The 25,092-nt window shown below is 72.6% G+C and carries 22 protein-coding genes and 1 tRNA gene; 13 read left to right on the forward strand and 10 right to left on the reverse strand.

Going from position 1 to position 25,092, the window contains the following annotated elements; genetic code table 11:
* The first annotated feature begins 6 nt into the window (after positions 1-6).
* Both BX266_RS18235 and BX266_RS18240 read left to right on the forward strand, forming a co-directional pair.
* Complete coding sequence (locus BX266_RS18235; RefSeq protein ID WP_099901166.1) at positions 7-534, forward strand: peptidylprolyl isomerase; 528 nt, start codon at positions 7-9, stop codon at positions 532-534.
* Positions 535-662: 128 nt separating this feature from the next.
* Complete coding sequence (locus BX266_RS18240) at positions 663-1,574, forward strand: rhomboid family intramembrane serine protease (protein ID WP_099901168.1); 912 nt, start codon at positions 663-665, stop codon at positions 1,572-1,574.
* A gap of 303 nt (positions 1,575-1,877) precedes the next feature.
* Here BX266_RS18240 and crgA read toward each other — a convergent pair whose 3' ends face one another.
* Positions 1,878-2,129: a cell division protein CrgA gene (gene crgA / locus BX266_RS18245; protein ID WP_099901170.1), complete on the reverse strand. Its 252-nt coding sequence runs from the start codon at positions 2,127-2,129 to the stop codon at positions 1,878-1,880.
* A 152-nt stretch (positions 2,130-2,281) separates the two neighbouring features.
* Here crgA and BX266_RS18250 point away from each other — a divergent pair, with 152 nt between their 5' ends.
* From BX266_RS18250 to BX266_RS18265, 5 genes are all read left to right on the forward strand, one after another.
* Entirely contained in the window at positions 2,282-3,052 is a 771-nt protein-coding gene (locus tag BX266_RS18250) for a DUF881 domain-containing protein (protein ID WP_180290526.1), read from the forward strand.
* Between the two features lie 91 nt (positions 3,053-3,143).
* Positions 3,144-3,314: a hypothetical protein gene (locus tag BX266_RS38690; RefSeq protein WP_099901172.1), complete on the forward strand. Its 171-nt coding sequence runs from the start codon at positions 3,144-3,146 to the stop codon at positions 3,312-3,314.
* A 57-nt stretch (positions 3,315-3,371) separates the two neighbouring features.
* Positions 3,372-4,034: an aminodeoxychorismate/anthranilate synthase component II gene (locus BX266_RS18255; protein WP_099901174.1), complete on the forward strand. Its 663-nt coding sequence runs from the start codon at positions 3,372-3,374 to the stop codon at positions 4,032-4,034.
* Positions 4,035-4,038: 4 nt separating this feature from the next.
* Positions 4,039-4,995, forward strand: a complete 957-nt coding sequence (locus tag BX266_RS18260) for a class E sortase (RefSeq protein WP_099901176.1) — start codon at positions 4,039-4,041, stop codon at positions 4,993-4,995.
* 18 nt (positions 4,996-5,013) lie between these two features.
* Positions 5,014-5,748 (forward strand): class E sortase, encoded by a 735-nt coding sequence (locus tag BX266_RS18265; protein WP_099901178.1) that lies wholly within the window; start codon positions 5,014-5,016, stop codon positions 5,746-5,748.
* 102 nt (positions 5,749-5,850) lie between these two features.
* Here the strand turns inward: BX266_RS18265 and pknB are convergent, their stop codons facing one another.
* The 6 genes from pknB to BX266_RS18295 all read right to left on the reverse strand — a co-directional run bounded on the left by pknB (position 5,851) and on the right by BX266_RS18295 (position 14,122).
* Positions 5,851-7,902, reverse strand: a complete 2,052-nt coding sequence (pknB, locus tag BX266_RS18270) for a Stk1 family PASTA domain-containing Ser/Thr kinase (protein ID WP_099901180.1) — start codon at positions 7,900-7,902, stop codon at positions 5,851-5,853.
* Between the two features lie 294 nt (positions 7,903-8,196).
* Positions 8,197-9,654 carry a penicillin-binding protein 2 gene (locus BX266_RS18275; RefSeq protein ID WP_099901182.1) on the reverse strand — a complete coding sequence of 486 codons (1,458 nt, stop codon included), beginning with the start codon at positions 9,652-9,654 and terminating at the stop codon, positions 8,197-8,199.
* On the reverse strand, positions 9,651-11,147 hold the full coding sequence (locus BX266_RS18280) for an FtsW/RodA/SpoVE family cell cycle protein (protein WP_099901184.1): 1,497 nt from the start codon (positions 11,145-11,147) through the stop codon (positions 9,651-9,653). The genes BX266_RS18275 and BX266_RS18280 overlap by 4 nt, the downstream gene beginning before the upstream one ends.
* Before the next feature lie 32 nt (positions 11,148-11,179).
* Entirely contained in the window at positions 11,180-12,679 is a 1,500-nt protein-coding gene (locus BX266_RS18285) for a PP2C family serine/threonine-protein phosphatase (protein ID WP_099901186.1), read from the reverse strand.
* A gap of 45 nt (positions 12,680-12,724) precedes the next feature.
* Positions 12,725-13,243, reverse strand: a complete 519-nt coding sequence (locus BX266_RS18290) for an FHA domain-containing protein (protein ID WP_099901188.1) — start codon at positions 13,241-13,243, stop codon at positions 12,725-12,727.
* A 12-nt stretch (positions 13,244-13,255) separates the two neighbouring features.
* Positions 13,256-14,122 (reverse strand): DUF3662 and FHA domain-containing protein, encoded by an 867-nt coding sequence (locus tag BX266_RS18295; RefSeq protein ID WP_099901190.1) that lies wholly within the window; start codon positions 14,120-14,122, stop codon positions 13,256-13,258.
* Between the two features lie 352 nt (positions 14,123-14,474).
* Between BX266_RS18295 and BX266_RS18300 the strand changes: the two genes are divergently transcribed.
* Positions 14,475-14,558, forward strand: a tRNA-Leu gene (locus BX266_RS18300).
* 90 nt (positions 14,559-14,648) lie between these two features.
* Here BX266_RS18300 and BX266_RS18305 read toward each other — a convergent pair.
* Positions 14,649-15,791 carry a sensor histidine kinase gene (locus BX266_RS18305; protein ID WP_099901192.1) on the reverse strand — a complete coding sequence of 381 codons (1,143 nt, stop codon included), beginning with the start codon at positions 15,789-15,791 and terminating at the stop codon, positions 14,649-14,651.
* On the reverse strand, positions 15,788-16,459 hold the full coding sequence (locus BX266_RS18310) for a response regulator transcription factor (RefSeq protein WP_099901194.1): 672 nt from the start codon (positions 16,457-16,459) through the stop codon (positions 15,788-15,790). Before BX266_RS18310 ends, BX266_RS18305 begins: the two co-directional genes overlap by 4 nt.
* Positions 16,460-16,639: 180 nt before the next feature.
* On the opposite strand from BX266_RS18310, the gene BX266_RS18315 reads away from it, so the two are divergent.
* The gene (locus tag BX266_RS18315; protein ID WP_099901196.1) at positions 16,640-18,433 is read left to right on the forward strand and encodes a phosphatidylglycerol lysyltransferase domain-containing protein; all 1,794 of its coding nucleotides are present in this window, start codon (positions 16,640-16,642) and stop codon (positions 18,431-18,433) included.
* Positions 18,434-18,748: 315 nt separating this feature from the next.
* Positions 18,749-19,405, forward strand: coding sequence for a hypothetical protein (locus BX266_RS38695; protein WP_259464745.1), 657 nt, complete (start codon positions 18,749-18,751; stop codon positions 19,403-19,405).
* A 13-nt stretch (positions 19,406-19,418) separates the two neighbouring features.
* Here BX266_RS38695 and BX266_RS18325 read toward each other — a convergent pair whose 3' ends face one another.
* Entirely contained in the window at positions 19,419-22,127 is a 2,709-nt protein-coding gene (locus tag BX266_RS18325; protein WP_099901197.1) for a SpoIIE family protein phosphatase, read from the reverse strand.
* 212 nt (positions 22,128-22,339) lie between these two features.
* Between BX266_RS18325 and BX266_RS18330 the strand changes: the two genes are divergently transcribed.
* The 3 genes from BX266_RS18330 to BX266_RS18340 are packed head-to-tail and all read left to right on the forward strand — an operon-like array spanning position 22,340 to position 25,089.
* The gene (locus BX266_RS18330; protein ID WP_143686954.1) at positions 22,340-23,458 is read left to right on the forward strand and encodes a rhodanese-like domain-containing protein; all 1,119 of its coding nucleotides are present in this window, start codon (positions 22,340-22,342) and stop codon (positions 23,456-23,458) included.
* A gap of 45 nt (positions 23,459-23,503) precedes the next feature.
* On the forward strand, positions 23,504-24,139 hold the full coding sequence (locus BX266_RS18335; RefSeq protein WP_099901201.1) for a DUF5819 family protein: 636 nt from the start codon (positions 23,504-23,506) through the stop codon (positions 24,137-24,139).
* Entirely contained in the window at positions 24,139-25,089 is a 951-nt protein-coding gene (locus BX266_RS18340; protein ID WP_399171305.1) for an HTTM domain-containing protein, read from the forward strand. The genes BX266_RS18335 and BX266_RS18340 overlap by 1 nt, the downstream gene beginning before the upstream one ends.
* Positions 25,090-25,092 lie beyond the last annotated feature (3 nt).

Consider the following 25,092-nt stretch of genomic DNA (forward strand, 5'->3'; position numbering starts at 1 on the left):
ACTCCCGTGGCCCAGGAACTCACCGCCACCCTGAAGACCAACCGCGGCGACATCGTGGTCAAGCTCTTCCCGAACCACGCCCCGAAGACGGTGGCCAACTTCGTGGAGCTGGCCGAGGGCACCCGCGAGTGGAAGAACCCGGAGACCGGCGAGGTGGCCGCGAAGCCGCTGTACGACGGCACCGTGTTCCACCGCGTCATCGAGGGCTTCATGATCCAGGGCGGCGACCCGCTGGGCAACGGCACCGGCGGCCCGGGCTACAAGTTCGGCGACGAGTTCCACCCGGACCTCTCCTTCGACCGCCCCTACCTGCTGGCCATGGCCAACGCCGGCCCGGGCACCAACGGCTCGCAGTTCTTCATCACGGTCGCCCCGACCAGCTGGCTGAACCGCAAGCACAGCATCTTCGGCGAGGTCGTGGACGCGGCCAGCCAGAAGGTGGTCGACGAGATCGCCACCACCGCCACCACCAAGCCGTACGACCGCCCGGTCAACGACGTGGTGATCGAGTCGGTCGTCGTCTCGCGCGGCTGATTCGAACCCCGCCGCCCTCCGGGGCGGCCCCGCGCACCCCGGGTGCGCAGTAGCCTGGACGGTCCCGGTGGTGCCCCGTACGCACGGAGGCGGCGCCGGGACCGTGCTGTCGAGGAGGGACTGCGGCGATGCATCCGGAGGAGCCCGTGCGGCCGTTGCCGACGGACGGCCAGGGGCAGGAGAGCGGGCTGCCGCGGTGCTACCGGCACCCCGAGCGGGAGACGGGCGTGACCTGCACCAGGTGCGGGCGGCCGGTCTGCCCGGAGTGCATGGTGCCCGCCGCGGTCGGCTTCCAGTGCCCCGAGTGCGTGCACGGCCGGGCCGCTCAGCAGCAGCGGTCGCAGCCGCGGACCACGTTCGGCGGGGTGCTGGCGCTGGGCAGCGGGGCGCTGGTCACCAAGGTGCTGATCGGCATCAACCTGCTGATGTTCCTGTTCACCGCGTACGTCGCGGACCGGGCGCAGGCCGGTCGCCTGGTGCTGTGGAGCTACGTCCCGGCGCCCGGGTTCCGGTTGGGCGTGGCCGCCGGGCCGGAGGAGTGGTACCGGCTGGTGTCCGCGATGTTCGTGCACGGCGGGCTGCTGCACGTCGCGATGAACATGTTCTCGCTCTGGGTGCTCGGGCCACAGTTGGAGCGGGTGCTGGGCCGGCTGCGGTTCCTGGGGCTGTACCTGGTGTCCGGGCTGGCCGGCAACGCGCTGGCCTACCTGGTGGCGGGTGCGAACCTCAACTCGGTCGGCGCGTCCGGAGCGATCTACGGGCTGCTGGGCGCCACCGCGGTGCTGTTCCGGGTGACCAGGACGCCGATGCAGCCGGTGATCGCGCTGCTGGTGGCCAACCTGGTGATCACCTTCTCGCTGCACGACATCATCGACTGGCGGGCGCACGTCGGCGGACTGGTGGCGGGCCTCGTCATCGGCGCGGGCATGATGTACGCCCCACGGGCGCACCGGAACCTGGTGCAGGGGTTGACGCTGGCCGGGGTGCTGGCGGCCTGCCTGGCGATGGTGCTGGTCGGGACGGCGCGCCTGCCCTTCTGACCGGGCGTCGGGCGGGATGCTGGTCGGCGGTCCACAGGACGGGTGCGCGGTTGTCCACAGCCGGTGGACAGGGCGGGGCCGAGGGCGATTGGATTTCCCCGCTCTACGCGCGTTATCCTGCTCCGTTGCAAGTTATCCACAGGCGGGGCAGAGTTTTCCCCAGTGTGGACAACCCTGTGGATAAACGTTCGGGCCGAGCTGCGCGGGTGGCCCCGGGCATGCCGAACACCGCCCCGGCACGGTGGCCGGAGCGGTGCGGAGTCGCGGGTCAGGCCGGGAGCCGCCCGGTGGGCGGCGCCGGCCTCACTTCCACTGGGTGGAGACGCCGAAGCCCGCGGCGATGAAGCCGAAGCCGGCCAGGATGTTCCAGTTGCCCCAGCTCTGGATCGGCCAGTCGCCGCTGGTCACGTAGTAGGTGACGATCCAGACCAGGCCGACCAGGAAGAACACCAGCATCAGCGGTGCCACCCAGCTCCGGCCGGAACTGATCTTCACGGCCGTCGCGGTGCTCGGCGGCGTGTAATCGGCCTTCTTGCGGAGTCGAGACTTCGGCACGAGGGGCTCTCCTGTCGATGCGCTGGGACCGCGCAGGTGGTCAGCGGGGGGCGGGCGGCAAATGGGGCCGGTCGGTACGGTCGGATCTCCGCACATGCCACCGGCGTCCGTTAGCGTAGTGGCTCGCCGGGTCTGAAGGAGATAAGGGTACGGTGCCTGATTCCACGATTTCTTCCGCCTCCCCGGCTCCGCGCCCCCGCCGCGGGCGAATTGTCGGACGTGCCCTGACCTGCACCGTCTTCGCACTCGCCGGTCTGCTCTTCTACGTCAGCGCGGAGACCGCCCGCGGGACCGACCTGCGCACCGACAACTCGCTGCTCAAGCTGAGCGACGTCATACAGCAGCGCTCCACCCAGAACCAGCAGCTGGAGGCGCAGGTCGCCGAGGACCAGGCGCGCGCCGACCGGCTGGCCCGGCAGCAGGGGCAGAGCCCGGACGACGCGGCCCGGCTGGCCGCGCTGCAGCAGGCCGCCGGACTGGACCCGCTGCACGGCCCCGGGCTGACCGTCACGCTGGACGACGCCCCGCCGAACGCCACCGCGAAGATCCCCGGCGTCCCCGAGCCCGGGGTGAACGACCTGGTGATCCACCAGCAGGACATCCAGGCCGTGGTGAACGCCCTGTGGCGGGGCGGCGCGGAGGGCGTCCAGGTGATGGACCAGCGGCTGATCTCCACCAGCGCGGTGCGCTGCGTCGGCAACACCCTGCTGCTGCAGGGCCGGGTCTACTCGCCGCCGTACGTGATCCGCGCGGTCGGGAAGACCGACGCGCTGCGCTCCGCGGTGGACGCCGACCCGACGATCCGCAACTACCTGGGCTACGTCGCCGCCTACGGGCTGGGCTGGAAGGTCCAGGAGAACGGCGAGTTGAGCCTGCCAGGCTACGCCGGATCGACCGACCTGCGGGCCGCGTCCGCCCAGTAGGCCGCCGTACGCGTTCCGTTGCGCGGATACCCTCCTGGGCCGGGCGGGCGGGCGTCTACGCTTGTGCCGACCCGAAACACCGAGGAGCACCATGTACGGCTGGATCTGGCGGCATCTCCCGGGCCCCGCGCCGGTTCGTGCGCTGATCGCGCTGCTGCTGGTCCTCGGGGTGGTCTTCGTCCTGTTCCAGTACGTGTTCCCGTGGGCCGAGCCGCTGCTCCCCTTCGGGAACGTGACGGTGGATCAGGGCGCCGGCGGCTGAACCGGGGCCGTCCCGACCCGTCCCGCCCACCGACGCACCCGCACCCCAGGAGTAGCGATGACCTCCGCCGGCCGCCCGCCCCGGATCCTCGTGGTCGACAACTACGACAGCTTCGTGTTCAACCTCGTCCAGTACCTGTACCAGCTGGGCGCGGTCTGCGAGGTGGTCCGCAACGACGAGCTGACGGTGGCGGACGCCCGGCCGCGGGACGGCGCCGACGGCTACGACGGGGTGCTGCTCTCTCCCGGGCCCGGCACGCCCGAGGAGGCCGGGGTGTGCGTGGAGATGGTGCACCACTGCGCGCGGATCGGGCTGCCGCTGTTCGGGGTGTGCCTGGGCCTGCAGTCGATCGCGGTGGCCCACGGCGCGGTGGTCGGCCGGGCTCCGGAGCTGCTGCACGGCAAGACCTCGCTGGTGGTGCACGAGGACGGCGGGGTGTTCGAGGGGCTGCCCTCGCCGCTGACCGCGACCCGGTACCACTCGCTGGCGGTCGACCCGGACACGGTGCCCGCCGAGCTGGTGGTGACCTCGCGGACCGAGAGCGGTGTGATCATGGGGCTGAGGCACCGTGAACTGCTGGTCGAGGGCGTGCAGTTCCACCCCGAGTCGGTGCTCACCGAGGGCGGCCACCGGATGCTCGCCAACTGGCTCGCCGAGTGCGGCTTCCCGGAGGCGGTCGGCCGCTCGGCCGGGCTGGCCCCGGTCATCGGCCGGAGCTGACGGGGTGACCGCCGTGCGCCCGGAGGGGGGCGTCCCCGGACAACCGGGCGATCCGGACGACTGGAGCGTCTACGTGCAGCCGGCCGAGCAGACCCTGCAACTGCGGCTGCCCGCCGCGGAGGCGCCCGTGCGCCAGGAGCCGTCGGACGACGGTCGGGCGGCGGGCCGTCGGCAGGCGCCGGGGCCGGTCGGGCTGAAGCCGGGCACCGGCCGTCGGCGGGCGTCCGGGAAGGCCGCCGGGCCGCGTCCGCCGCGGCCCAAGGAGCGCAAACGGGTGCTGGCCGCCCGGCTGGTGGGGGAGCTGTTCATCACCCTCGGCGTGGTCATGCTGCTGTTCGTCTCGTACCAGCTGTGGTGGACCAACGTGCTGGCCGACCGGTCCGCGCAGTCCGCCGGCAGCAAGCTGGAGCAGCAGTGGGCGCAGCAGCCGCCCACCGGACCGACCGGTGGCGGGGCGAGCGCCGCGCCGCAGACCAAGTTCGAGCCCGGGCAGGGCTTCGCCATCATCCACATCCCGAAGCTCGGTCTGACCTACCCGATCGCCGAGGGCACCAACAAGCAGCAGGTGCTGGACAAGGGCCTGGTGGGCCACTACACGGGCACCGCGATGCCGTCCGACGCCACGGGCAACTTCGCGGTCGCCGCGCACCGCACCACGCACGGCCAGCCGTTCCGGAAGATCGGCCAACTGGTGCCCGGCGACAAGGTCGTGGTGGAGACCGCGACGGCGTTCTACACGTACGAGGTGGCGGGCGGCATCCCGGAGACCCCGCCGACCAACGTGACGGTGCTTCAGGGCGTCCCGAAGGGATCGCCGTTCACCGCCGCCGGCCGCTACTTGACCATGACGACATGCACGCCGGAGTTCAGTGCCCGGGGAAGGCTGATCGTCTTTGGCAAGATGGTCGAGGAACGGCCGAGGAGCCAGGGTCAGCCGGAGGCGCTGACCGGGCAACACTGAGCAGCGGGGCACGGCACCATGGGCACAGCCATCGGGGGCGGACGCGGACGACGCGGACGACGCGGACGGACGGCGGTGGCCCTGGGCCTGCTGGGGGAGCTGCTGATCACCCTGGGGCTGCTGCTGGCGCTGTTCGTCGGGTACTCGCTGTGGTGGACCGGCGTGGTCGCCGACCGGGCCGCCGGGCGGGCGGGGGACCGGCTGCGGCAGAGCTGGACGGCGCCGGCCGCGCCGCCGGGGGACACCGCGCCCGCCCCGCGGTACGCGGCCGGCGACGGGTTGGGGTTCCTGCACGTCCCGGCGTTCGGCCGGGGTGACCGGACGCTGATCCGGATGGGCACCACCGCGGAGGTGCTCAACGAGGGCGTGGCCGGGGTGTACGAGGAGCCGTACCGCTCCGCGATGCCGTGGGACGCGGAGGGGAACTTCGCGCTGGCGGCGCACCGGGACGGGCACGGCGCCAGGTTCCACGACCTGGACCGGCTGGCGGTGGGCGATCCGGTGGTGGTGGAGACCAGGGACGCCTGGTACGTGTACCGGGTCGCCGGGACGCTGCCGCAGACCTCCAAGTACGACGTGGGCGTGGTCGCGCCCGTCCCCGAGCACTCGCCGTTCACCGGGCCGGGCCGGTACCTGACGTTGACCACCTGCACGCCGGTGTACACCTCCCGCTACCGGATGGCGGTCTGGGCGCAGCTGGTCCGGGTCGACCCGGTGGACCCGCACCGCACCCCGCCGCCCGAGCTGCGCTGAGGGCCGCCGAGTTCCGCGGCGGGATCCGCTGAGGGTTCGTCAACGCCGAGGGGCCGCACCGTTCGCGGGTGAACGGTGCGGCCCCTCGGGTCTGTCGCCGGGTCAGTTCCCGCCGGTGGGCGAGGCCTTGTCGGACGGCTTCACGATCAGCGTGACCTTGTCACCGGGGTTGAGCTGGGTGCCCGCCGGGACGTTGGTGTTGAGCACGGTGCCGTTCGGGTCCTGCGAGCCGGTCAGGAAGTAGCCGAGGCCGAGCTCGGTGAGCTGCTTGATGGCATCGCTGACCTTCACGTTCTGCAGCGGCGGCATGGTCACCTTGTCGGCCACCTTGCCGACCGTGAGGGTGACCTGGGTGCCCTTCTTGTACTGGCCGGTCTTCGGGGTCTGGTCGATGACCTGGCCGACCCGGGACGCGTCGGTGACGGTCTGGGTCTTCACCACGGGGTTGAAGCCCGCGTCGGTGATCGCCTGGGAGGCGATGTCCTGGGCCTGGCCGATCACGTTCGGCACCGCGGTCTTCTGCTGGCCCGAGGAGACGTTCAGGGTGATCGTCGAGCCGGTCGGGGCCTTGCCGGTGGGGCTCTGCGAGATGACCTTGTCCTGGTCGACCTTGTCGTCGTTGGTGTAGTTGACGGCGACGTCGAAGCCCTTGCCCTTGAGGGTGGCGGTGGCGGCGTCCTTGGTCTGGCCGGTGACGTCGGGCACGTCGGCCTGCGCCGCGCCCGAGGACAGGTGCACCGTGATGGTGCCGCTGGCGGAGATCTGGCTGGTCGGCGCCTGCTCCTGGGTGCAGACCTGGTCCTTCTGGACCTTGGCGTCGGGGCACTCGACCGGTGTGCCGGCGGCCACCTTGAGGGTGGCGCTCTGCGCCTTCGCGGCGGCCTCGGCGTCCGGCAGGGTCTTGCCGACCAGGTTCGGCACGGTGGTCTTGCCGCCGGCCGAGTCGCCGGTCTTCACCATGGCCTGCACCACGAAGAACGCGCCGACCAGGACCAGCACAGCCGCCACGGCGAGGATGATCCAGGAGGTGTTGTTCTTCTTCGGCGGCTCCTCGCGCCGCCGGCTGCCGCGGCCCTCGTAGCCGTCGTCGTAGCCGTCGCCGCCGCGGCCGCCGTTGTAGCCGTCGTCCTGGTAGCCGCCGTACGGGGCGGGCTGCTGGTTGCCGACCGGCTGCATCATCGCGGTCGGCACGCCGCCCTGCTGGGGCAGCACGTTGGTCTGGCCGTACGGGTCGTACTGGTTGCCGCCCTGGTCGTAGCCGTAGCCGGCCGCTCCCATGCCGTAGGCGGCCGCCTGCTGGACGGCGGAGACCGGCAGGCCGTCGAGGAAGCGCTCGATGTCGTCGCGCATCTCGTCGGCGGACTGGTAGCGGTAGTCGCGCTCCTTGGCCAGCGCCTTCAGCACGATCGCGTCGATCTCCGGGCGGACCTCCGGGTCGTAGGCGGACGGCGGGGCCGCCTCCTCGCGCACGTGCTGGTAGGCCACCGCGACGGGCGAGTCGCCGATGAACGGCGGGCGCACGGTGAGCAGTTCGTACAGCAGGCAGCCGGTGGAGTACAGGTCGGAGCGGGCGTCGACGGTCTCGCCCTTGGCCTGCTCGGGGGAGAGGTACTGGGCGGTGCCGATGACCGCGGAGGTCTGGGTCATCGTCATGCCGGCGTCGCCCATCGCGCGGGCGATGCCGAAGTCCATCACCTTGACGTTGCCCTGGCGGGTCAGCATCACGTTGGCGGGCTTGATGTCGCGGTGCACGATGCCGGCGCGGTGCGAGTACTCCAGCGCCTGGAGGATGCCGATGGTCATCTCCAGCGCCCGCTCGGGCAGCAGCCGCCGCCCGGTGTGCAGCAGTTCGCGCAGGGTCGAGCCCTCGACGTACTCCATCACGATGTACGGGATGGAGATCCCGTCGATGTAGTCCTCGCCGGTGTCGTAGACCGCGACGATGGCCGGGTGGTTCAGCGAGGCCGCGGACTGCGCCTCGCGGCGGAACCTGGCCTGGAAGGACGGATCGCGGGCCATGTCGGTGCGGAGGGTCTTCACCGCGACCGTACGGCCGAGCCGGGTGTCGTGGGCGAGGTACACCTCGGCCATGCCACCGCGCCCGAGGACGCCGCCGAGCTCGTACCTGCCGCCGAGACGACGAGGCTCTTCCATATCTCCGACCCTCTCCCCCACCGGCCGGTGAGGATGTGACGTAGGTGTCCCCGCACGCATTGTCTGGACGCAGCCGCCGCCGCTGTGGTTTCACGGCACCGGCCCCGCGGTTTCGGGCCGCGGTTCGGCTGCGGGTACACCCGCTGCTGGCGGATACGCTACCGGGCGAACCTGAGCGGCCCCGCGCAGGATGGCAGCTGAGACCAGACCGGTACCGATCAGGACCGTCCCATTGTGACAATTCCGGCCACGGATCGACGGCGGACGGCCGGATTGTGACGCATGCGACCGGTCCTACTTGCCGAGGCCCGCCTGCATCATCGCCTTGGCGATCGGCGCGGCGAGCGAGCCGCCGGAGATCTCGTTGCGCTCGGCGGCGCCGTCCTCCACCACCACCGCGACCGCGACCTGCTTGCCGTCCGCGCCCTTGGCGTAGGAGACGAACCACGCGAACGGCAGGCCCGAGTTGTCCTGGCCGTGCTGGGCGGTGCCGGTCTTGCCGCCGACCGTGGCGCCCGGGATCCGCGCGTTCCTGCCGGTGCCGTTCTGCACCACCGACTCCATCAGCTGCTGCAGCTTCTGGGCGGTGGCCGGGCTGACCGCCTGGGACATCTGGTGCTCGGTGTGGGTGGAGATCACGTTCCCGGCCGAGCCCTCCTGGGCGACCAGGTACGGCTGCATCAGCGAGCCGTTGTTGGCGATCGCCGCGGCCACCATGGCCATCTGCAGCGGGGTCGCCCGGGTGTCGTGCTGGCCGATGGCGTCCATCGCGGTGCCGTCGGGGGAGGAGCCCTTCGGGAAGTAGCTGGCGGCGGCCCGGATCGGGACGTCCACCTGGTCGTTGTTGAAGCCGAACTTCTCGGCCTGGGTGCGCAGCTTGTCGCCGCCCAGCTCGGCGCCCATCTTGCCGAACACCGTGTTGCAGGACAGGTCCATCGCGTCCTGCACGGTGGCGTTCTCGCACGGCTCGGTGGAGCTGGCGTTCTTCAGCTCGGTGCTGGTGCCCGGCAGGACGTACGGGTTCGGGGTGTCGGTGGTGTCGGTCGGGTTCTGGTACTTGCCGGACTCGAACGCGGTGGCCGCGGTGACCAGCTTGAAGGTCGAGCCGGGCGGGTAGGTCTCGCGCAGCGCCCGGTTCAGCAGCGGCTTGTTCGGGTCGGCGTCCAGCGCGGCCTTCGCCTTGCTGTCGGAGTCGCTGCCGCCCGAGAAGGTGGTCGGGTCGTACGACGGGGTGGAGACCAGGGCCAGGATCGCCCCGGTGCGCGGGTCGATCGCCACCGCGGCGCCCTTCTTGTCGCCCAGCCCCTCGAACGCGGCCCGCTGCACCTTGGGGTCGATGGTGGTGACCACGTCGCCGCCCTGCTTGGGCTTGCCCGTCAGCATGTCCAGGGTGTTGCGGAAGAACAGCCGGGAGTCGGTGCCGGACAGCACGCCGTCCTCCAGCTTCTCCAGCTGGCTGGCGTCGAACGCCTGCGAGGAGTAGCCGGTGACCGGCGCGTACATCGGCCCGTCCACCCAGGACCGCTTGTACTTGTAGCGCAGGCCGTTGACCAGGTCCGACTTGGTGACGGCCTGCCCGCCGACGATGATGTTGCCGCGCGGGTAGGCGTACCGGTCGTACTTCACCCGCTCGTTGTGGCTGTTGTTCGCCCAGGCCGAGGCCTGCACGCCCTGCACCCAGTTCACCCGGAGCATCAGGGCCAGGACCAGGACCAGGCAGAAGATCGACACCCGGCGGATCGGCTTGTTCACGAGGAGGCTCCCCTGCTCTGGTCCGGCGCGCCGCGGTCCGGCCCTGGCCCGTAGCGGTCCGGTCCGGCGGGCTCCGGAATGGCGGCCGGCTCGGCGGCCGGGCGGCGCGCGGTGTCGCTGATCTTCATCAGGACGGCGATCAGGGCCCAGTTCGCCACCACCGAGGAGCCGCCCTGGGCGAGGAACGGCATCGTCATGCCGGTCAGCGGGATCAGGCCGGTGACCCCGCCCGCGACCACGAACACCTGCAGCGCGAACGCCGAGCTCAGACCGACCGCCAGCAGCTTGCCGAACGGGTCGCGGGCGGCCAGCGCGGTCCGCAGGCCGCGCTGCACGATCAGGCCGTACACCATGAACAGCGCCATCAGGCCGGTCAGGCCCAGCTCCTCGCCGAACGAGCCGAGGATGAAGTCGCTCTTCGCGGCGAACTGGATCAGCCAGCTGCGGCCCTGGCCCAGCCCGCTGCCGACGGTGCCGCCGGAGCCCAGCGACATCAGGGTCTGGCCGATCTGCTCCGAGGACTGCGGGGGCGGCTTCGGCGCGAACGCCGCCATCGGGTCCAGCCAGGCGTTGATGCGGGTCTTCACGTGCGGCTCGCTGGTGGCGACCACCGCGGCGCCGCCGAAGGACATCAGCAGACCGAAGACGATCCAGCTGGTCCGCTCGGTGGCCACGTACAGCATCACCACGAACAGGCCGAAGAACAGGAACGAGGAGCCCAGGTCGGTCTCGAACACCAGGATCAGGATCGACAGCAGCCAGACCACGATGATCGGGCCGAGGTCGCGCCCGCGCGGCAGGTACAGGCCCATGAACTTGCGGCTGGCCAGCGCCAGGGCGTCCTTCTTCACCATCAGGAAGCCGGCGAAGAACACGGTCAGGATGATCTTGGCGAACTCGCCGGGCTGGATCGAGAACGAGCCGAACCGGATCCAGATCTTCGCGCCGAAGTCCTCGGTCCGGGACGGGAAGAAGGCCGGCGCGGCCAGCAGCACCAGCGCCACCACCATCGAGATGTAGGTGTAGCGCTGCAGGATCCGGTGGTCCTTCAGCAGCAGCACCACGCCGATGAACATCGCGATCCCGAGACCGGACCACATCAGCTGGTTGGAGGCCGCCGGGAAGTTGTTGCGCAGCAGCTTGCCGGCTTTGTCGAGCCGCCAGATCATCACCAGGCCGAGCCCGTTCAACAGGGTCGCCAGCGGCAGCAGCAGCGGGTCGGCGTACGGCGCGAAGCGGCGCACCGCCAGGTGCGCGACGGCCGCCAGCGCGCCCATGCCGAGCCCGTACGCCAGCATTCCGGCGGGCAGGCTGCCGTCGATCGCCAGGCCCACGTTGGCGTACGCCAGCACCGGGATGGCGACCGCGAAGGCCAGCATCAGCAGCTCGGTGTTGCGCCGGGTGGGGACCCCGTCGACGGTGACCGGGCCGGCGGTGCGGCGGCGCCGCCCGGTGCCGGGCGCGCTGCCGCTGCTCACGTCGAAGGTGCTCATGCCTGTGTGGAACCCCCTGGGTTCGCCGCGGCCTACTGCGCCGAGCAGGACGCGGCGAGCTGCTGCTCCTGCTCGGTCAGCGGCGGGGCGGACGGCGTGCTGCCCTCGGTGACGGGGGCCTGCTCGGAATCGGCGACCTTCTTGCAGACGGTGGCCTGCGCACGCAGTGCGTCGACCTGCTTCTCGGCGTCGCCGAGGCTGCCGGCCTGGGCGCCGGCGGTCAGCTTGTCGCGTTGGTCCTTGGTCAGGAACTTGGTCTCGATGTCGGCGTACTGCTTGTCGACCGAGCTGAGCTTCAGCCCGAACAGGTCCTGGTCCAGCCCGCGGTAGAGGGCGACGTGGCCGTCCTGCTCGCCGACGTAGTACTGGTCCTGGTTCCACTGCCAGGCGAAGAAGCCGCCGGCCCCGAGCACCGCCAGCACCAGCACGCCGATCAGGGTGAGCTTCAGGCCGCGCTTCTTCTTCCGCCGGCTGGGCGGGGCCTCGCCCTCGAACGCCTCCTCGGCCGGGCCGTACTCGCCCTCGCCGTAGCCGCCCTCGGGGTAGCCCTCCTGGTAGCCCTCGGCGGGCCCGAAGTCGCCCGCGGGGGCGCCGTAGCCGGGCTGCTGCTCGTAGCCGCCCTCGTAGCCCTGGGCGGGCCCGAACGCGCCCTGCGGGTGCTGCGGGGCGGGCCCGCGGCCGAGGCCGGCGGCGCGGCCCGCCGGGGTGTCCAGCAGGTGCGGGTCGGCGAAGTGGTGCGGCTGGCTGTCGGCGACCGCGCCGACCACCACGGGGGCCTCGGCGGCCTGGCCGCTGAGGGTGTCGGTGGCGCCGACGTCGATCACGTCGGCGACGATGCAGGTGATGTTGTCCGGGCCGCCGCCGCGCAGCGCCAGCTGGATCAGTTCCCCGACGGTCTGCTCGGGCGCGTAGTAGCTGCCGAGCGTCTCCTCCAGGGTCTGGTGGCTGACCGGGCCGGACAGGCCGTCGGAGCAGATCAGGTAGCGGTCGCCGGCCCGGACCTCGCGGATCGACAGGTCGGGCTCGACCTGGCCGCGGCCGTCCAGGGCGCGCATCAGCAGCGAGCGCTGCGGGTGGGTCTCGGCCTCCTCGGCGGTGATCCGGCCCTCGTCGACCAGCCGCTGCACCCAGGTGTGGTCCTGGGTGATCTGGCTGAGCCGGCCGTCGCGCAGCAGGTAGGCCCGGGAGTCGCCGATGTGCACCTGGCCCATCCGCTGGCCGTCCCAGAGCAGCGCGGTCAGGGTGCAGCCCATGCCCTCCAGCTGCGGGTCCTGCTCGACCATCTGCCGGAGCCGGTCGTTGGCGGTCTGCACCGCGTCGTTGAGCAGGGTCAGCAGGTCGGCGCCCGGGTGCGGCTCGTCGAGCCGGACGATCGATCCGACCACCTCGGAGGAGGCGACCTCACCGGCCGCCGCCCCGCCCATGCCGTCGGCCACCGCGAGCAGCCGCGGACCGGCGTAGCCGGAGTCCTCGTTCCCCTCGCGGATCAGGCCCTTGTGCGAGCCGGCGGCGAAGCGCAGCACGAGACTCATGCTGTCCGGGCCCTCCTTCGGGTGGAGCTGGTCCTCATGCGCTGACTACTTCCGCAGCTCGATGACGGTCCTGCCGATTCGGATCGGCATGCCGATCTGGAGCGGCATCGGCGTGGTGAGCCGCTGCCGGTCCAGATAGGTGCCGTTGGTGGAGCCTAGATCCTCGACCGTCCACTGCCCAGCCTGATCCGGGTAGATCCTGGCATGACGGGAGGATGCGTAGTCGTCGTCCAGCACGATCGTGGAGTCGTGCGCCCGGCCCAGCGTGATGGTCTGGCCCTGCAGGGCGACGGTCGTCCCGGCCAGCGAGCCCTGGGTGACCACCAGGTGGGTGGGCTGGCCGCGGCGCTGCCGGGCCTGCTGCTGCTGGGCGGCCGACTGCTGCCCCTGCGGCGGGCGGCCGGCCCCCGCGGCGGCGGAGGAGGGTGCGGGGCGCTGGGCGGGGCGCGCGGCGGCCTTGGTGTTGAACAGGTCGCTGCGGATCACCTGCACCGCGACGATGACGAACAGCCAGAGGACGGCGAGGAACCCCAGCCGCATGACCGTCAGGGTCAGATCAGACATACCGGCCCGCTTCTACCCTTCGACCTGTCGGTAGACGATGGTGGTCGACCCCAGGACGATCCGGGAGCCGTCGCGGAGCGTAGCGCGCTGGGTGTGCTGCCCGTCCACCACGATGCCGTTGGTGGACCCGAGGTCGAGCACCATCGCGGGCGTCCCGGGACGGATCTCCGCGTGCTTGCGGGACACCCCGGGGTCGTCGATCCGGATGTCCGCCTCGGTGGAGCGGCCCAGCACGACCGCGTTCTGGCTGATCTGGTGCCGCGCGCCGTTCACCTCGATCCAGCGCCGGGTGCCGGCGCCGCCGTGCCCGGCGCCCGGGAACGGTCGCACGTTGCCGCCGGCCGCCGGCGGGGCGGACGGCATGGCGGGCGGGGCGGCCGGCGGCGGCGGGGCGCCGTACGGGGCCGCCGCGCCCTGGTGCCAGGGCGCGCCGGGCGCGGGCGGGGTCGGCTGGCGGCCGTACCCGGGCGGGGCGGCGGGCGGCGCGGCCGGCCGCTGCGGCTCCTCCGCGGTCAGCGTGCGGCTGCGCACCCGGTACAGGCCGGTGTCCAGGTCGTCGGCCTTCTCCAGGGCGACCTGGAGCGGGCCCATGAAGCTGTACCGCTGCGCCTCGGCGTACTCCCGGACCATGCCGGCGAGCTCGGTGCCCAGCTGGCCGGCGTACGGGCTGAGCCGCTCGTGGTCGTGCGGGCTGAGCTCGACGATGAAGTCGTTCGGGACCACCGTGCGGTCCCGGTTCCAGATGGTGGCGTTGTTGTCGCACTCGCGCTGCAGCGCTCCGGCGATCTCCACCGGCTGGACCTCGGACTTGAACACCTTGGCGAAGGTGCCGTTCACGAGACCTTCGAGTCGCTGCTCGAACTTCTTCAGGACTCCCACGGGGCACCCCCTCTCAGGGCGTCGGTCGGGCCGGCTCGTCGGCTTGAAAGCGGTACTTCCGTACTGATCGTATCCACGCGCGGCCCTTCCGTACGGTTCCCCGGCCAGGTCGCGCCCGGAGGGGTACCCGCCGGGCGGTCCGCTCACTCGTTCGCCCCGCCCGCGGTTGCGGGTCCCCGGGACCCGTGCAGGGAGGGCCCGGGGAATGGATTCGCAGGTGCGGCGTGGGGCGTGCTAATGTTTTCCATGTCGGAAGGGGCGCCCGAGAGGGAGCCGAACGGAAGACCCGGAGAGATGCGCTAAGCTTCTCAACGAGTCGGAAGAGCGGCAAGCATCTGAAGACAACACCCTTGCGCGGGTGGCGGAATAGGCAGACGCGCTGGATTCAGGTTCCAGTGCCCGAAAGGGCGTGGGGGTTCAACTCCCCCCTCGCGCACAGCGAAGCCCCGCAGATCTACGGATCTGCGGGGCTTTCTCGTTCTCCCGGGCCGATCGGCCGAGGCCGTTTCCGCCGGGGCGGCGGCGTTCAGGCGCCGGCGGCGGGGAGGACGGCGTGCAGCGCGAAGCCGCCGTCGGGGGTGGGGGCGGCGGTGAAGGCGCCGCCGAGCAGGACGGCGCGTTCGCGCAGGCCGATCAGGCCGTGGCCGCCGCCGGGCAGCGGGTTGGCGGGGGCGGACCCGGTGGGCGGGCCGTTGCGGACCTCGACGTGGAGCTTGCCGCCGCGGGCGGCGACCCGGACGGTGACCTCGGCGCCCGGGGCGTGCTTGCTGATGTTGGTGAGGCCCTCCTGGACGGTCCGGTAGGCGGCCCGTTCGACCGCCTCCGGCCAGTGCCGGCGGCCGGGGTCCAGCCGTCGGGTGACGGCCAGTCCGCTGCCGTCGATCAACCCGGGCAGGTCGGCGAGCGTGGGCTGCGGGGCGAGCGGGGTGCCCGCGTTGACGCCGGCGGCGCGCAGCACGCCGACCATCTGGCGGAGCTCGTCGAGGGTGCGGACGGAGAGTTCGCGGATGGTGCGGGCGCCGTCCCGGGAGGCGGGGTCGGTGCTGGCGACCTGGATCGCGCCGGCCTGCACCGAGATCAGGCTGACCTGGTGGGAGACCACGTCGTGCATCTCCCGGGCCAGCCGGGCGCGTTCGGCGGTCAGCACCTGTTCGGCGAGCAGCCGGCTCTCCCGGCGGCGGCCGGCGGTCAGCTCGTCGACCCGCTCGGCGAGTTCGCGGCGGGTGCGGGCGAGCATGCCGAGCGCGGCCGGGCCGGCGCCGAGCATCACCGACTGGATCGCGTACAGCGCGTTGTCCCGGCTGAGTTCGAACAGGTCGGCGGGGACCGGCCAGTGGAAGAACTCGACCAGGGCGAAGGCGGTGGCGCAGGCGACCGGGACGCGGGGCTTCGGCCAGGCGGCGGCCACCGAGTAGACGGCGGTGAGCGGGGCCAGCCAGATCTCGTTGAAGAACGCCCCGGGCAGCGTGAGCAGCACCACCGGGAGCGGGTGGCGGCGGCGCCAGAACAGCGCGACCACGGACAGCGCGGACAGCGCGAGCTGCCAGGGCGCCGAGTCCTTGGCGACCAGCGCCGAGTCCAGCGCGGCGGCCAGCACCGGCACCAGCAGGGTGACCCGCGGGGAGCGCAGCCAGGCCCAGCGGCGCGGGACGGGTTCCTCGGGGGTCACTCCCCGTCGTCCCCGCGGTCGCGGACCAGCCCGGCGCGGTGGGCGATGACGGCGGCCTGGACGCGGTTGGCGGCGCCGAGTTTGGCGAGGATCGCACTGATGTGGTCCTTGACCGTCCCGGTGCCGAGGAACAGCCGGTCCGCTATGTCGGCGTTGGACAGCCCTTCGCCGAGCAGCGCGAGGACGTCCAGTTCGCGGCCGGTGAGCCGGCAGGTGAGCGCGGTGGCGGCCAGGTCGGGGCCGCCGCCGTCGACGTAGCCGCTGATCACGGTGCGGGCCACGCTCGGGGAGAGCACGCTGCCGCCGGCCGCGAGCACCCGGACGGCGTGCACCAGCTGCTCGGGCGCGGTGTCCTTGAGCAGGAACCCGGCGGCGCCGGCCCGCAGCGCGGTGCCGATGTACTCGTCGGTGTCGAAGGTGGTGAGCATCGCCACGGCGGGCGGGTCGGGCAGCGCGCGCAGCCGGCGCAGCACGCTGAGGCCGTCCAGGTCGGGCATCCGGACGTCGAGCAGCACCACCTGCGGGGCGAGGTCCAGGGTCTGCTGTTCGGCCTGTCCGCCGGAGCAGCCGCCGACCACCTCCAGGTCGGGCGCCGAGCCGACGATCAGACCGAGCCCGGAGCGGACCAGCACCTCGTCGTCCACGATCAGGACCCGGGTCGGCGGCATGTCTCTCCCTGGTGGATGCGGGTTCGGGACCGGCGCGGCCCCGGCACCCCCGCCGATCGGCGGGGGTGGGAATCCGCTACCGGATTCACGCAATTCTCATCTTCGCTGGGCAACCATGGAAATCGGGGGCGGAGTGCGCGCGACCGCGCGCGGATGCGTCCCTGTGATCGATCGTCTGGAATGGTTGCTGTGTCCACTGTGAAGTCGGCCGGCCCGGCCGCGTCCCCCACCCGGGGCGAGGAGCCCGGCCCGCTGGAGCGGTGGCGGCCGAGGGCCGCCGCGTCGACGGTCTGGTACCTGCGGCTGATGGCCCTGCTGAACCTGCTGGCGGTGCTCTCGGTGCCGTTCCGCGACCAGGTGCAGCGCCACAACGAGGGGGAGTACTTCACTCCCTACCTGATGACCGCGGGCCTGACCTCGGTTCTGCTGTCGCTGTTCCTGGCGGTGGCGATGCGCCGGCGCAAACGGGCGGCGTGGATCTTCAACACCGGCCTGGCGGGGCTGACCTTCGTCGGCTTCGTGCTGCTCCTGTTGATCGGAGACCGTTTCGCCGACCACCCGTGGAACTACTTCTCGATGGTGCTGACCGGCCTCTTCCTGGTGGCGCTGCTGGTCTCCCGCAAGGAGTTCACCTCCAAGGGCGACCGCTCCAACCCGAAGACCGCGGTGGCCGCCGGCCTGGGCGGTCTGGTGCTGGGCGGCCTGATCGGCTCGGTGCTGGTGCAGCTGACCAACACCGCCTCCGGAGCCGGCTTCGGCACCCGGTTCAGCTACGCGGTGCACCGGATGATCACCCTGACGCCGTCCGAGCGGGTGGCCGACGTGGTCTCCGTCCCCACCTGGGTGAACGCGGCGATCAACGCGATGAGCGCGGTGCTGTTCCTGTTCGTGCTGTGGGTGGCGTTCCGCTCGCCGCGCGGCGAGGAGCTGCAGAGCGACGAGGACGAGCGCAGGCTCCGCGAGCTGCTGGACCGGCAGGGCGAGCGGGACTCGCTCGGGTACTTCGCGCTGCGCCGGGACAAGGCCGTGGTGTTCTCGCCGAGCGGCAAGGCGGCGGTCGCCTACCGGGTGGTGGGCGGTGTGACGCTCGCCTCCGGCGACCCGATCGGCGACCCGGAGGCCTGGCCGGGCGCGATCGACGCCTGGCTCGCGGAGGCCCGCGAGCACGCCTGGGTGCCGGCCGTGATGGGCGCCTCCGAGGAGGCCGGGGTGATCTACGCCCGGCACGGCCTGGACGCCCTGGAGCTGGGCGACGAGGCGATCGTCGAACTGGACGAGTTCTCGCTGGACGGCCGGGCGATGCGGGTGGTCCGGCAGGCCTACAACCGGGTCAAGCGGGCCGGCTACACGGTGCGGATCCGGCGGCACCAGGACATCCCCGAGTACGAGATGGCCGAGCTGGTGGCGAAGGCCGACCACTGGCGGGACGGCGCGACCGAGCGTGGCTTCTCGATGGCGCTGGGCCGGCTCGGCGACCCGGGTGACGGCCGCTGCGTGATGCTGGAGTGCTTCGACGGGGACGGCGAACTGCGGGCGCTGCTGAGCTTCGTCCCGTGGGGCGAGCACGGACTGTCGCTGGACCTGATGCGGCGCGACCGGGACAGCGAGAACGGCCTGATGGAGTTCATGGTGATCGAACTCCTGCAGCGCGCGAAGGAGGTCGAACTGGAACGGGTGTCGTTGAACTTCGCGATGTTCCGGTCGGTTTTCGAGCGCGGTTCGAAGCTCGGCGCGGGACCGGTGCTGCGGCTGTGGCGTTCCGTCCTGGGTTTCTTCTCGCGCTGGTGGCAGATCGAGTCCCTCTACCGGGCGAATGCGAAATACCGGCCCATCTGGGAGCCGCGTTATCTGCTCTTCGAGAAGAGCAGCGAGATTCCCCGGATCGGCATCGCCTCGGCCCGCGCGGAGGGGTTCATCACGGTGCCCAGCATGCCGGCGCTGTTCCGCCGCAGGCACGGCCAGCAGCGCGGGTGAGCACGGTTTCCCGGGCCTTCGGGTTCCGGGAGGGGGGCAGGTCCCTCCGCCGGGGGGCGGAGCGGGCCGGAACATCCGTCCTCGGGATGACTCGAGCGGCCTTCGAAGCTGATGCCGTTGATTAATCCGATGCGTAGGGTCGGATACGAGGCGTAGAAGAACGCGTGAAGGATGTCGCGCGGATTCGGAACGGGAGAAACCGGTCGTGAAGGAGATCACCCACGCGGGGGCGTGCGGTCGGGGCTGTGGGCGGTATTCCGCCGGGCCGCGGTCGCCGAGTGGGGGGCGCTGTTCGGCGCCGTGAAGGAACGGGTGGTGCGGCGGAAGTTCGCCGCGGTGCCGCTCGCGACGGCGGCGACGGCGCTGGTGCTGCTGTTCTCGATCGTCCAGCACCTGCCGGGCGGCGACCGGTTCGTGGCCGACATCGGCGTGGTGAAGGCCGCCCTGCCTCTGGACATGTCGCTGCTGCGCACCCCGCTGTCGCTGTACGTGCCGGCGCTGGACCTGCCGGTGTGGGGGGCGCTGGCGCAGGTCTTCCTGGTGTTCGGGGTGGCGGAGACGGTGCTGGGACGGCGGCTGACCCTGGTGGTCGCCTACGCCTGCACCCTGGCCGGCACGCTGTTCGCGCGGATCGCGGTGGCGCTCGGGCCGCACCACTTCCTGGGCTTCCCGCGCTGGGTGGCGCACGTGCGCGACACCGGTCCTTCGGCGGCGGTGGTGGCGCTGGCCGTGGTGGTGGCGTTCCGCTGCCGGGCCTGGTGGACGGGAGGGGCGGTGGTGCTGGCGATGGTCGCGGAGGCCGCGGTGCTGCCGAACCTGGCCGGGCTGGAGCACCTGGTGGCGATCAGCACTGCGGTGCTGATCGCGGTCTGGGTCGAGGTGTTCGGGGACTACTGGCCGCGGGTGCTGACCGGCGTCGGCGCGGCCGCCTCGGTCGCCGCCCAGGGGCGGACCAGGGCGGTCGCGTCCTGAGCCCGGCGCCCGGTCAGCCGCGGGGCAGCGGCATCTCGAAGTAGACGACCTTGCCGACCGCCTTGCGGGCGGTGCCCCACTTCTCGGACAGCTTGCTGACCAGGTTCAGGCCCCGGCCGTGCTCGGACATCGACTCGGCGGGCTCCAGCGACGGCAGGTTGTGGTTGTCGTCGCTGACCTCGACCAGCAGCTTGTCGACCCGGATCAGCTGCAGCTGCACCTCGGCCCTGGCCACCCGCACCGCGTTGGTGACCAGCTCGGACACCAGCAGCTCGACGGTCTCGGCGAGCGCGGTCAGCTGCCAGGCGGCGAGCTGGTCGCGCACCAGGCGGCGGGCCCGGCCGACCTCCAGCTCGGTGACGCCCAGCTGCCAGGTGGCCACCTCGGTCGGCGGGACGCCGTCGAAGCGGGCCACCAGCAGCGCGATGTCGTCCTGCCGGTCGTCGGAGTGCAGGGTGTTCAGCACCGTGTCGCAGGCCTCGTCCGGGGTCTGCTTGGGGTCGATCAGGTTGCCGCACAGCGCGGCCAGGCCCTCTCCTATGTCGCCGCCGCGGACCTCGACCAGGCCGTCGGTGCACAGCACCAGCATCGAGCCGTCCGAGACGTCGATCTTCTTGGTCTGGAACGGCACCCCGCCGACGCCGATCGGCGCGCCGGACGGCAGTTCGAGCAGTTCGCCGCGGCCGTCGGGGTGGACCAGGACCGGCGGGACGTGGCCGGCCGAGGCCAGCTCGCAGGTCCGGTTGATCGGGTCGTAGACCGCGTACAGGCAGGTCGCCAGGTGGTCGTCGCCGAGCTTGTGGGCCAGGTTGTCGAGGTGGCGCAGCAGCTGGCCGGGCGGCAGGTCCAGGGCGGCCAGGGTCTGCATGGCGGTGCGGAAGCGGCCCATCGCGGCGGCCGAGTGCAGGCCGTGGCCCATCACGTCGCCGACCACCAGGGCGACCCGGCTGCCGGGCAGCTGGATGGCGTCGAACCAGTCGCCGCCGACCTCGGCCTTGCGGTCGCCCGGCATGTAGCGGTGGGCGATCTGCACGCCGGGGATCTTCGGCGGGCGGGTCGGGATCATCGAGCGCTGCAGCGTGGTGGCGACCTTGGACTCGGCCCGGTGCAGCCGGGCGTTGTCCAGGGACAGCGCGGCGCGGGCGGCGATCTCCTTGAGGGTGTCGGCGTCGCCGCGGGTGAACGGCGCCCGGTCGGGAAGCCGCAGCAGCTTCAGGATGCCCAGCACCTTGCCGCGGGCGGACAGCGGCAGCACCAGCATGGAGCGGCCCACCACGGTCGTCTCCAGCTCGGGGTCGCCCAGCGAGGCCGCGTAGTCGACCGCGACGTCCGGGGTGATCTGCGGCACCAGCACCGGCCGGTTCTCCTGCAGGGCCAGACCCGGAGGGGTGGAGCGCGGCACGGCGAGCAGCGCTCCCTCGTCCAGGACGTGGCTCCAGCACTGGGTGGCGGCGTTGAAGGTGCGGGCGACCCGGCGCAGCATGGTGCCGTCGTCGGGCAGGCCGGCCGGGAGCTCGGAGTCCGAGATCAGGCCGTCCAGCAGGTCGACGCAGGCGAAGTCGGCGACCCGGGGGACCAGCACCTCGCACAGCTCGCGGGCCGTGGTGTCCAGGTCGAGGGTGGTGCCGACCTGGTTGCCGACCGAGGCGAGCAGCGCGAGGTCGCCGTCGTCGGGCAGCCCGTGGATCACCTCGACGCCGCCGAGGCCGGCCGGGCGGCTCGGGGGCACGGTGGCGGCGGTGGTCGGTTCGGGTGCGGCGGCGGTTGCGGGATCGATGGCGGGGCCTCCCGGGGTCGGGCCGTGGGCGGCGGCTTCGCGCTGGCTCGGGACGGTGCTGCCGAGCCGCGGCGCACCCTCCTGGGCGGACGCGGACCCGGCAGCCTGTATCCGTACCCCGAGCGGGCCCCGGGCACCCGCGCCGAGCTGCGGCTCCACCGGTCGGCGGGCGGTGCGCTCGCGCTGCTGGGCGGCGCGCTGCTGCGGGGTGGGGTAGCGGCGGCCGAGGCCGGCGGCGACCCGGGCGGTGCCGGACGCGCCGTCCGGCGAGGACTGGTAGGGCACCACGGCCAGCCGGGTCGCCGCGTCCACCTGCAGCGCGGGCGGGCCGGCCTCGGCGAGCGCGGCCAGCAGCCGGCGGCGGCGCTCCGTGGAGCCCGGCGGCAGCAGCCCGGCGAGCGCCTCGCAGCCCGCGCCGTCCGGCACGGCCGGGGCGAAGGCGGCGATCACCTGCTGCGGGCGGGCCGCGGCGGGCGCGGCGGCGTAGGGGACGAGGCGCTCGCCGAGGGCGATCCGCGGGCCGGCGGAGCGCAGCGGGCGGGCGTCGGCGGCCAGCGCGAGCAGCGAACGGCCGGCCGGTTCGACCAGCGGGTAGGCCCACCACAGGATGTCGCGCAGCCGCTCCTCGCGGTCGTGCACGGGCATCGCGCCGGCCCACGGGCCGTTCAGGGTGAGGTCGTCGAGGGTGTCGAAGGCGTCGCAGCGGTGGGCGGGGGCGGCGCTGTCCTGGCGGGGTTCGACGGCGGGCAGCAGGCCGTGCGCGGTGCGGCCCAGGGCGACCTCGGCGCGGTGGCCGAACAGCTCCTCCGCGGTGCGGTTCCACATGGCGATCCGGCCGTCGGGGTCGACCAGCACGGCGGCGACCCGCAGGAGGGCCACCACCCCGGCGGGGTGGCCGCCCGGGCCGTCGGCCCGGTCCGGTGTGGAGTTGGGCTGTTCCACCATGGATATCGGTCTGCCCCTTTAGTTGCTTGCTGCTCCTCCTGGCCGGTGCGCGCGTCCTTGTGCGCGTCCTCCAATGAAGCACGGAGATGCCGACCGGAGGTAGTTAATCGGGCAGATTCGTCAGTATCAGTTGCGTGTCGTCCGACGTGCGCCCCCGGAGCGCTTCGCCATCACCTGATCGGGCGCGTGCCGGCCCCGGTAGGGTGGCCCGGGTGAGCGTACCGAGCGTCGAGGTGTGGGCGGACCCGGAGCGGCAGGACCTGGAGGAGCGGGTCGCGGCGGCCGAGTTGGCCTGGCTGACCCTGGACGTCGACGTGGCCACCCTGCGGGTGGAGATCGACAACTTCGCCCTCGCCCACCACCAGCTGCTCGGCCCGCTGTACGCCGAACTGGACGAGCTGGACGCGCTGATCGCCGAGTCGGTGGCGGCCCTCAGCGGCGACCCGGAGGACCTCCGCCGGGCCCGGGAGGCCCGCGAGCGGGTCGAGCCGGCCGAGGAGCGCGGCCCGCGCGAGGGCGAGCCGGAGGCCCGCCGGGTGCGGCCCGACAAGGACGCCCAGCGGATCTACCGCGAACTGGCCCGCCGCGCCCACCCCGACCTGTCCACCGACCCGGACGAGCAGCAGCGCCGCTCGGCGTTCATCGCCCGGGTCAACGAGGCGTACGCGCTGGCCGACACCGACGGGCTGGCCGCGCTCGCCGAGGAGTGGTCCACCTCCCCGGACTCCGCGCCCGCCGCCGACTCCCCCGACCGGCTGGCCTGGCTGCGCCAGCGCCTGGACTGGCTGACCGGCAGGATCGGCGCGCTCGCCACCGAGCGGGTCCGGCTGGAGCGCACCCCGATGGGGGAGCTGCTGCTGCTGCGCCCCGACGAGCCGGAGCGGCTGCTGGAGGACCTCGCCGAGCAGTTGCTGGCCACCGCCGCCGACCGGCAGGCCCGGCTGGCCGCCCTGCTGCCCGACAATGGCAGCGACGATTCGCCCCGACCCCAGGAGACTCCCCCGATGTTCGCTCAGCTGCCCACCGCCGACGCCGCCTCGGTGCCCGCCGACGCCGCCCTGCTCGACGTCCGCGAACAGGACGAGTGGGACGCCGGCCACGTGGACGGTGCGCTGCACATCCCGATCGGCCAGGTGGTGGCCCGCCTCGACGAGCTGCCCGAGGACCGGCTGTACGTGCTGTGCCGGGTCGGCGGCCGCTCCGCGCAGGTGGTGCAGTACCTGGTCGCCAGCGGCCGGGACGCGGTGAACGTGGACGGCGGGATGTTCGCCTGGGAGGCCGCCGGCCGCCCGATGGTGAGCAGCGGCGGGCAGGAAGCGTTCGTCCTGTAGCGGCCGCCGCCGACCCCTGTTCGAACGCACGGGCGGTGCGGCAGGATGTCCGCCGTGCGCGTCTGGTCGAAGCCCGCCCGGGTGGTGCTGGTGACCGCCGGGGTGGGACTGCTGGCCTGCACCCTGGCGTTCCTCGGCGCGCTCTTCCTGCACGTGGCGCCGGAGAACTCGGCGTCCCGGGCGTACCGCGCCGAGGTGGACGCGGTGGTCTACCCGGAGTTCGAGCAGAACTGGAAGCTGTTCGCGCCGGACCCGCTGCAGCGCAACGTCACGGTCGACGCCCGGGTGCAGACCATCGCCGACGACGGCCGGATCACCACCCGCGAGTGGCGCGGCCTGACCGAGCAGGACCTGGCCGCGATCCGGCACAACCCGGCGCCCAGCCACGCCGACCAGAACCTGCTGCGCCGCGCATGGGACTTCTACGAGTCCACCCACCCCGACGGGGACGGCCAGGCGGTCGCCGGTTCGCGCGGGCAGCTCGCCGAGCAGTACCTGAAGCGGATCGCGCTGCAGCGGATCGGCCGCGGCGGCGAGCGGGTGCTGCAGGTCCAGCTGCGGGTGGGCACCGCCACCGTGGCCCCGCCGCGGTGGAGCACCGAGTCGGTCGACACCGCCGTGCACACCCGGGAGCTGCCCTGGTGGCCGGTGGACGCCGAGGACTGGCGGGGCCTGTCGTGATCCGCGCCGCGCTGCCCCGCCTGCTGACCACCCTCGCCCCGTACCAGGCGGCGGTGGTGCGGATCGGCGTGGCCGGCACCTGGGGCGCGTTCCTGCTGCGGGAGTGGCCGAACCGGCGGGTGCTGTACGGGGACCGCTCGCCGTGGTCCGAGCAGATGAACGGCCGGCTGATCGCCGACACGCACGCCTTCACCGCGCTGGCCTGGAACGACGGCCGCTGGTGGTTCGAGGCGGTGTACCTGCTGGCGCTGCTCTCGGCGGCGGCGCTGGCGCTCGGCTGGCGGACCCGGGCGTCCGCGGTGGTGTTCGCGCTGACCGTGCTGTCGCTGCAGAACCGCAACGTGTTCCTCGGCGACGGCGGCGACAACCTGGTCCACCTGATGGCGATCTACCTGGTGTTCACCCGCTGCGGCACGGTCTGGTCGCTGGACGCCCGGCGCCGCGCCCGCCGGCCCGGCAAGGACCCGGCCGACTGGGGCGAGCCGCGGGCGCTGGCCGACGCGCTGGCGGCGATGCTGCACAACTGCGCGATGCTGGTGATCGCCGTCCAGGTGGTGCTGGTGTACGCCACGGCCGGCTGGTACAAGATCCAGGGCGGGCGCTGGCAGGACGGCACCGCCGTGTTCTACCCGCTGCACCTGGGCTACTTCTCGCCCTGGCCGGGCCTGTCCGCGCTGCTCGGCGGCAGCCTGCTGGTGACCTTCCTGCTCACCTACGGCACCGTGATCGTCCAGGTCGGCTTCCCGTTCTCGCTGGCCGCCCGGCGGCTGAAGAACGTGCTGCTGGCGCTGATGGTGGGCGAGCACCTGGCGATAGCGGTGCTGCTCGGACTGCCGTTCTTCTCGCTGGCGATGATCTCCGCCGACGCCGTTTTCCTGCCCACCGCGGCGCTGGTGGCGATGCAGCGCGGCCTGACCGGCCTGACGGGCCGCTGGGCGAAAAGTCGATAAGCT

Origin of the sequence: Streptomyces sp. TLI_171 (assembly GCF_003610255.1) — a bacterium.
GTDB lineage: Bacteria > Actinomycetota > Actinomycetes > Streptomycetales > Streptomycetaceae > Kitasatospora.

Coding starts and splice junctions, on each gene's coding strand:
- BX266_RS18240 (WP_099901168.1), top strand. CDS start 663: ATGCATCCGGAGGAGCCCGTGCGGCCGTTGCCGACGGACGGCCAGGGG.
- BX266_RS38690 (WP_099901172.1), top strand. CDS start 3,144: ATGTACGGCTGGATCTGGCGGCATCTCCCGGGCCCCGCGCCGGTTCGT.
- BX266_RS18255 (WP_099901174.1), top strand. CDS start 3,372: ATGACCTCCGCCGGCCGCCCGCCCCGGATCCTCGTGGTCGACAACTAC.
- BX266_RS18265 (WP_099901178.1), top strand. CDS start 5,014: ATGGGCACAGCCATCGGGGGCGGACGCGGACGACGCGGACGACGCGGA.
- pknB (WP_099901180.1), bottom strand. CDS start 7,902: ATGGAAGAGCCTCGTCGTCTCGGCGGCAGGTACGAGCTCGGCGGCGTC.
- BX266_RS18280 (WP_099901184.1), bottom strand. CDS start 11,147: ATGAGCACCTTCGACGTGAGCAGCGGCAGCGCGCCCGGCACCGGGCGG.
- BX266_RS18285 (WP_099901186.1), bottom strand. CDS start 12,679: ATGAGTCTCGTGCTGCGCTTCGCCGCCGGCTCGCACAAGGGCCTGATC.
- BX266_RS18290 (WP_099901188.1), bottom strand. CDS start 13,243: ATGTCTGATCTGACCCTGACGGTCATGCGGCTGGGGTTCCTCGCCGTC.
- BX266_RS18310 (WP_099901194.1), bottom strand. CDS start 16,459: ATGCCGCCGACCCGGGTCCTGATCGTGGACGACGAGGTGCTGGTCCGC.
- BX266_RS18315 (WP_099901196.1), top strand. CDS start 16,640: ATGGTTGCTGTGTCCACTGTGAAGTCGGCCGGCCCGGCCGCGTCCCCC.
- BX266_RS18325 (WP_099901197.1), bottom strand. CDS start 22,127: ATGGTGGAACAGCCCAACTCCACACCGGACCGGGCCGACGGCCCGGGC.
- BX266_RS18335 (WP_099901201.1), top strand. CDS start 23,504: ATGTCCGCCGTGCGCGTCTGGTCGAAGCCCGCCCGGGTGGTGCTGGTG.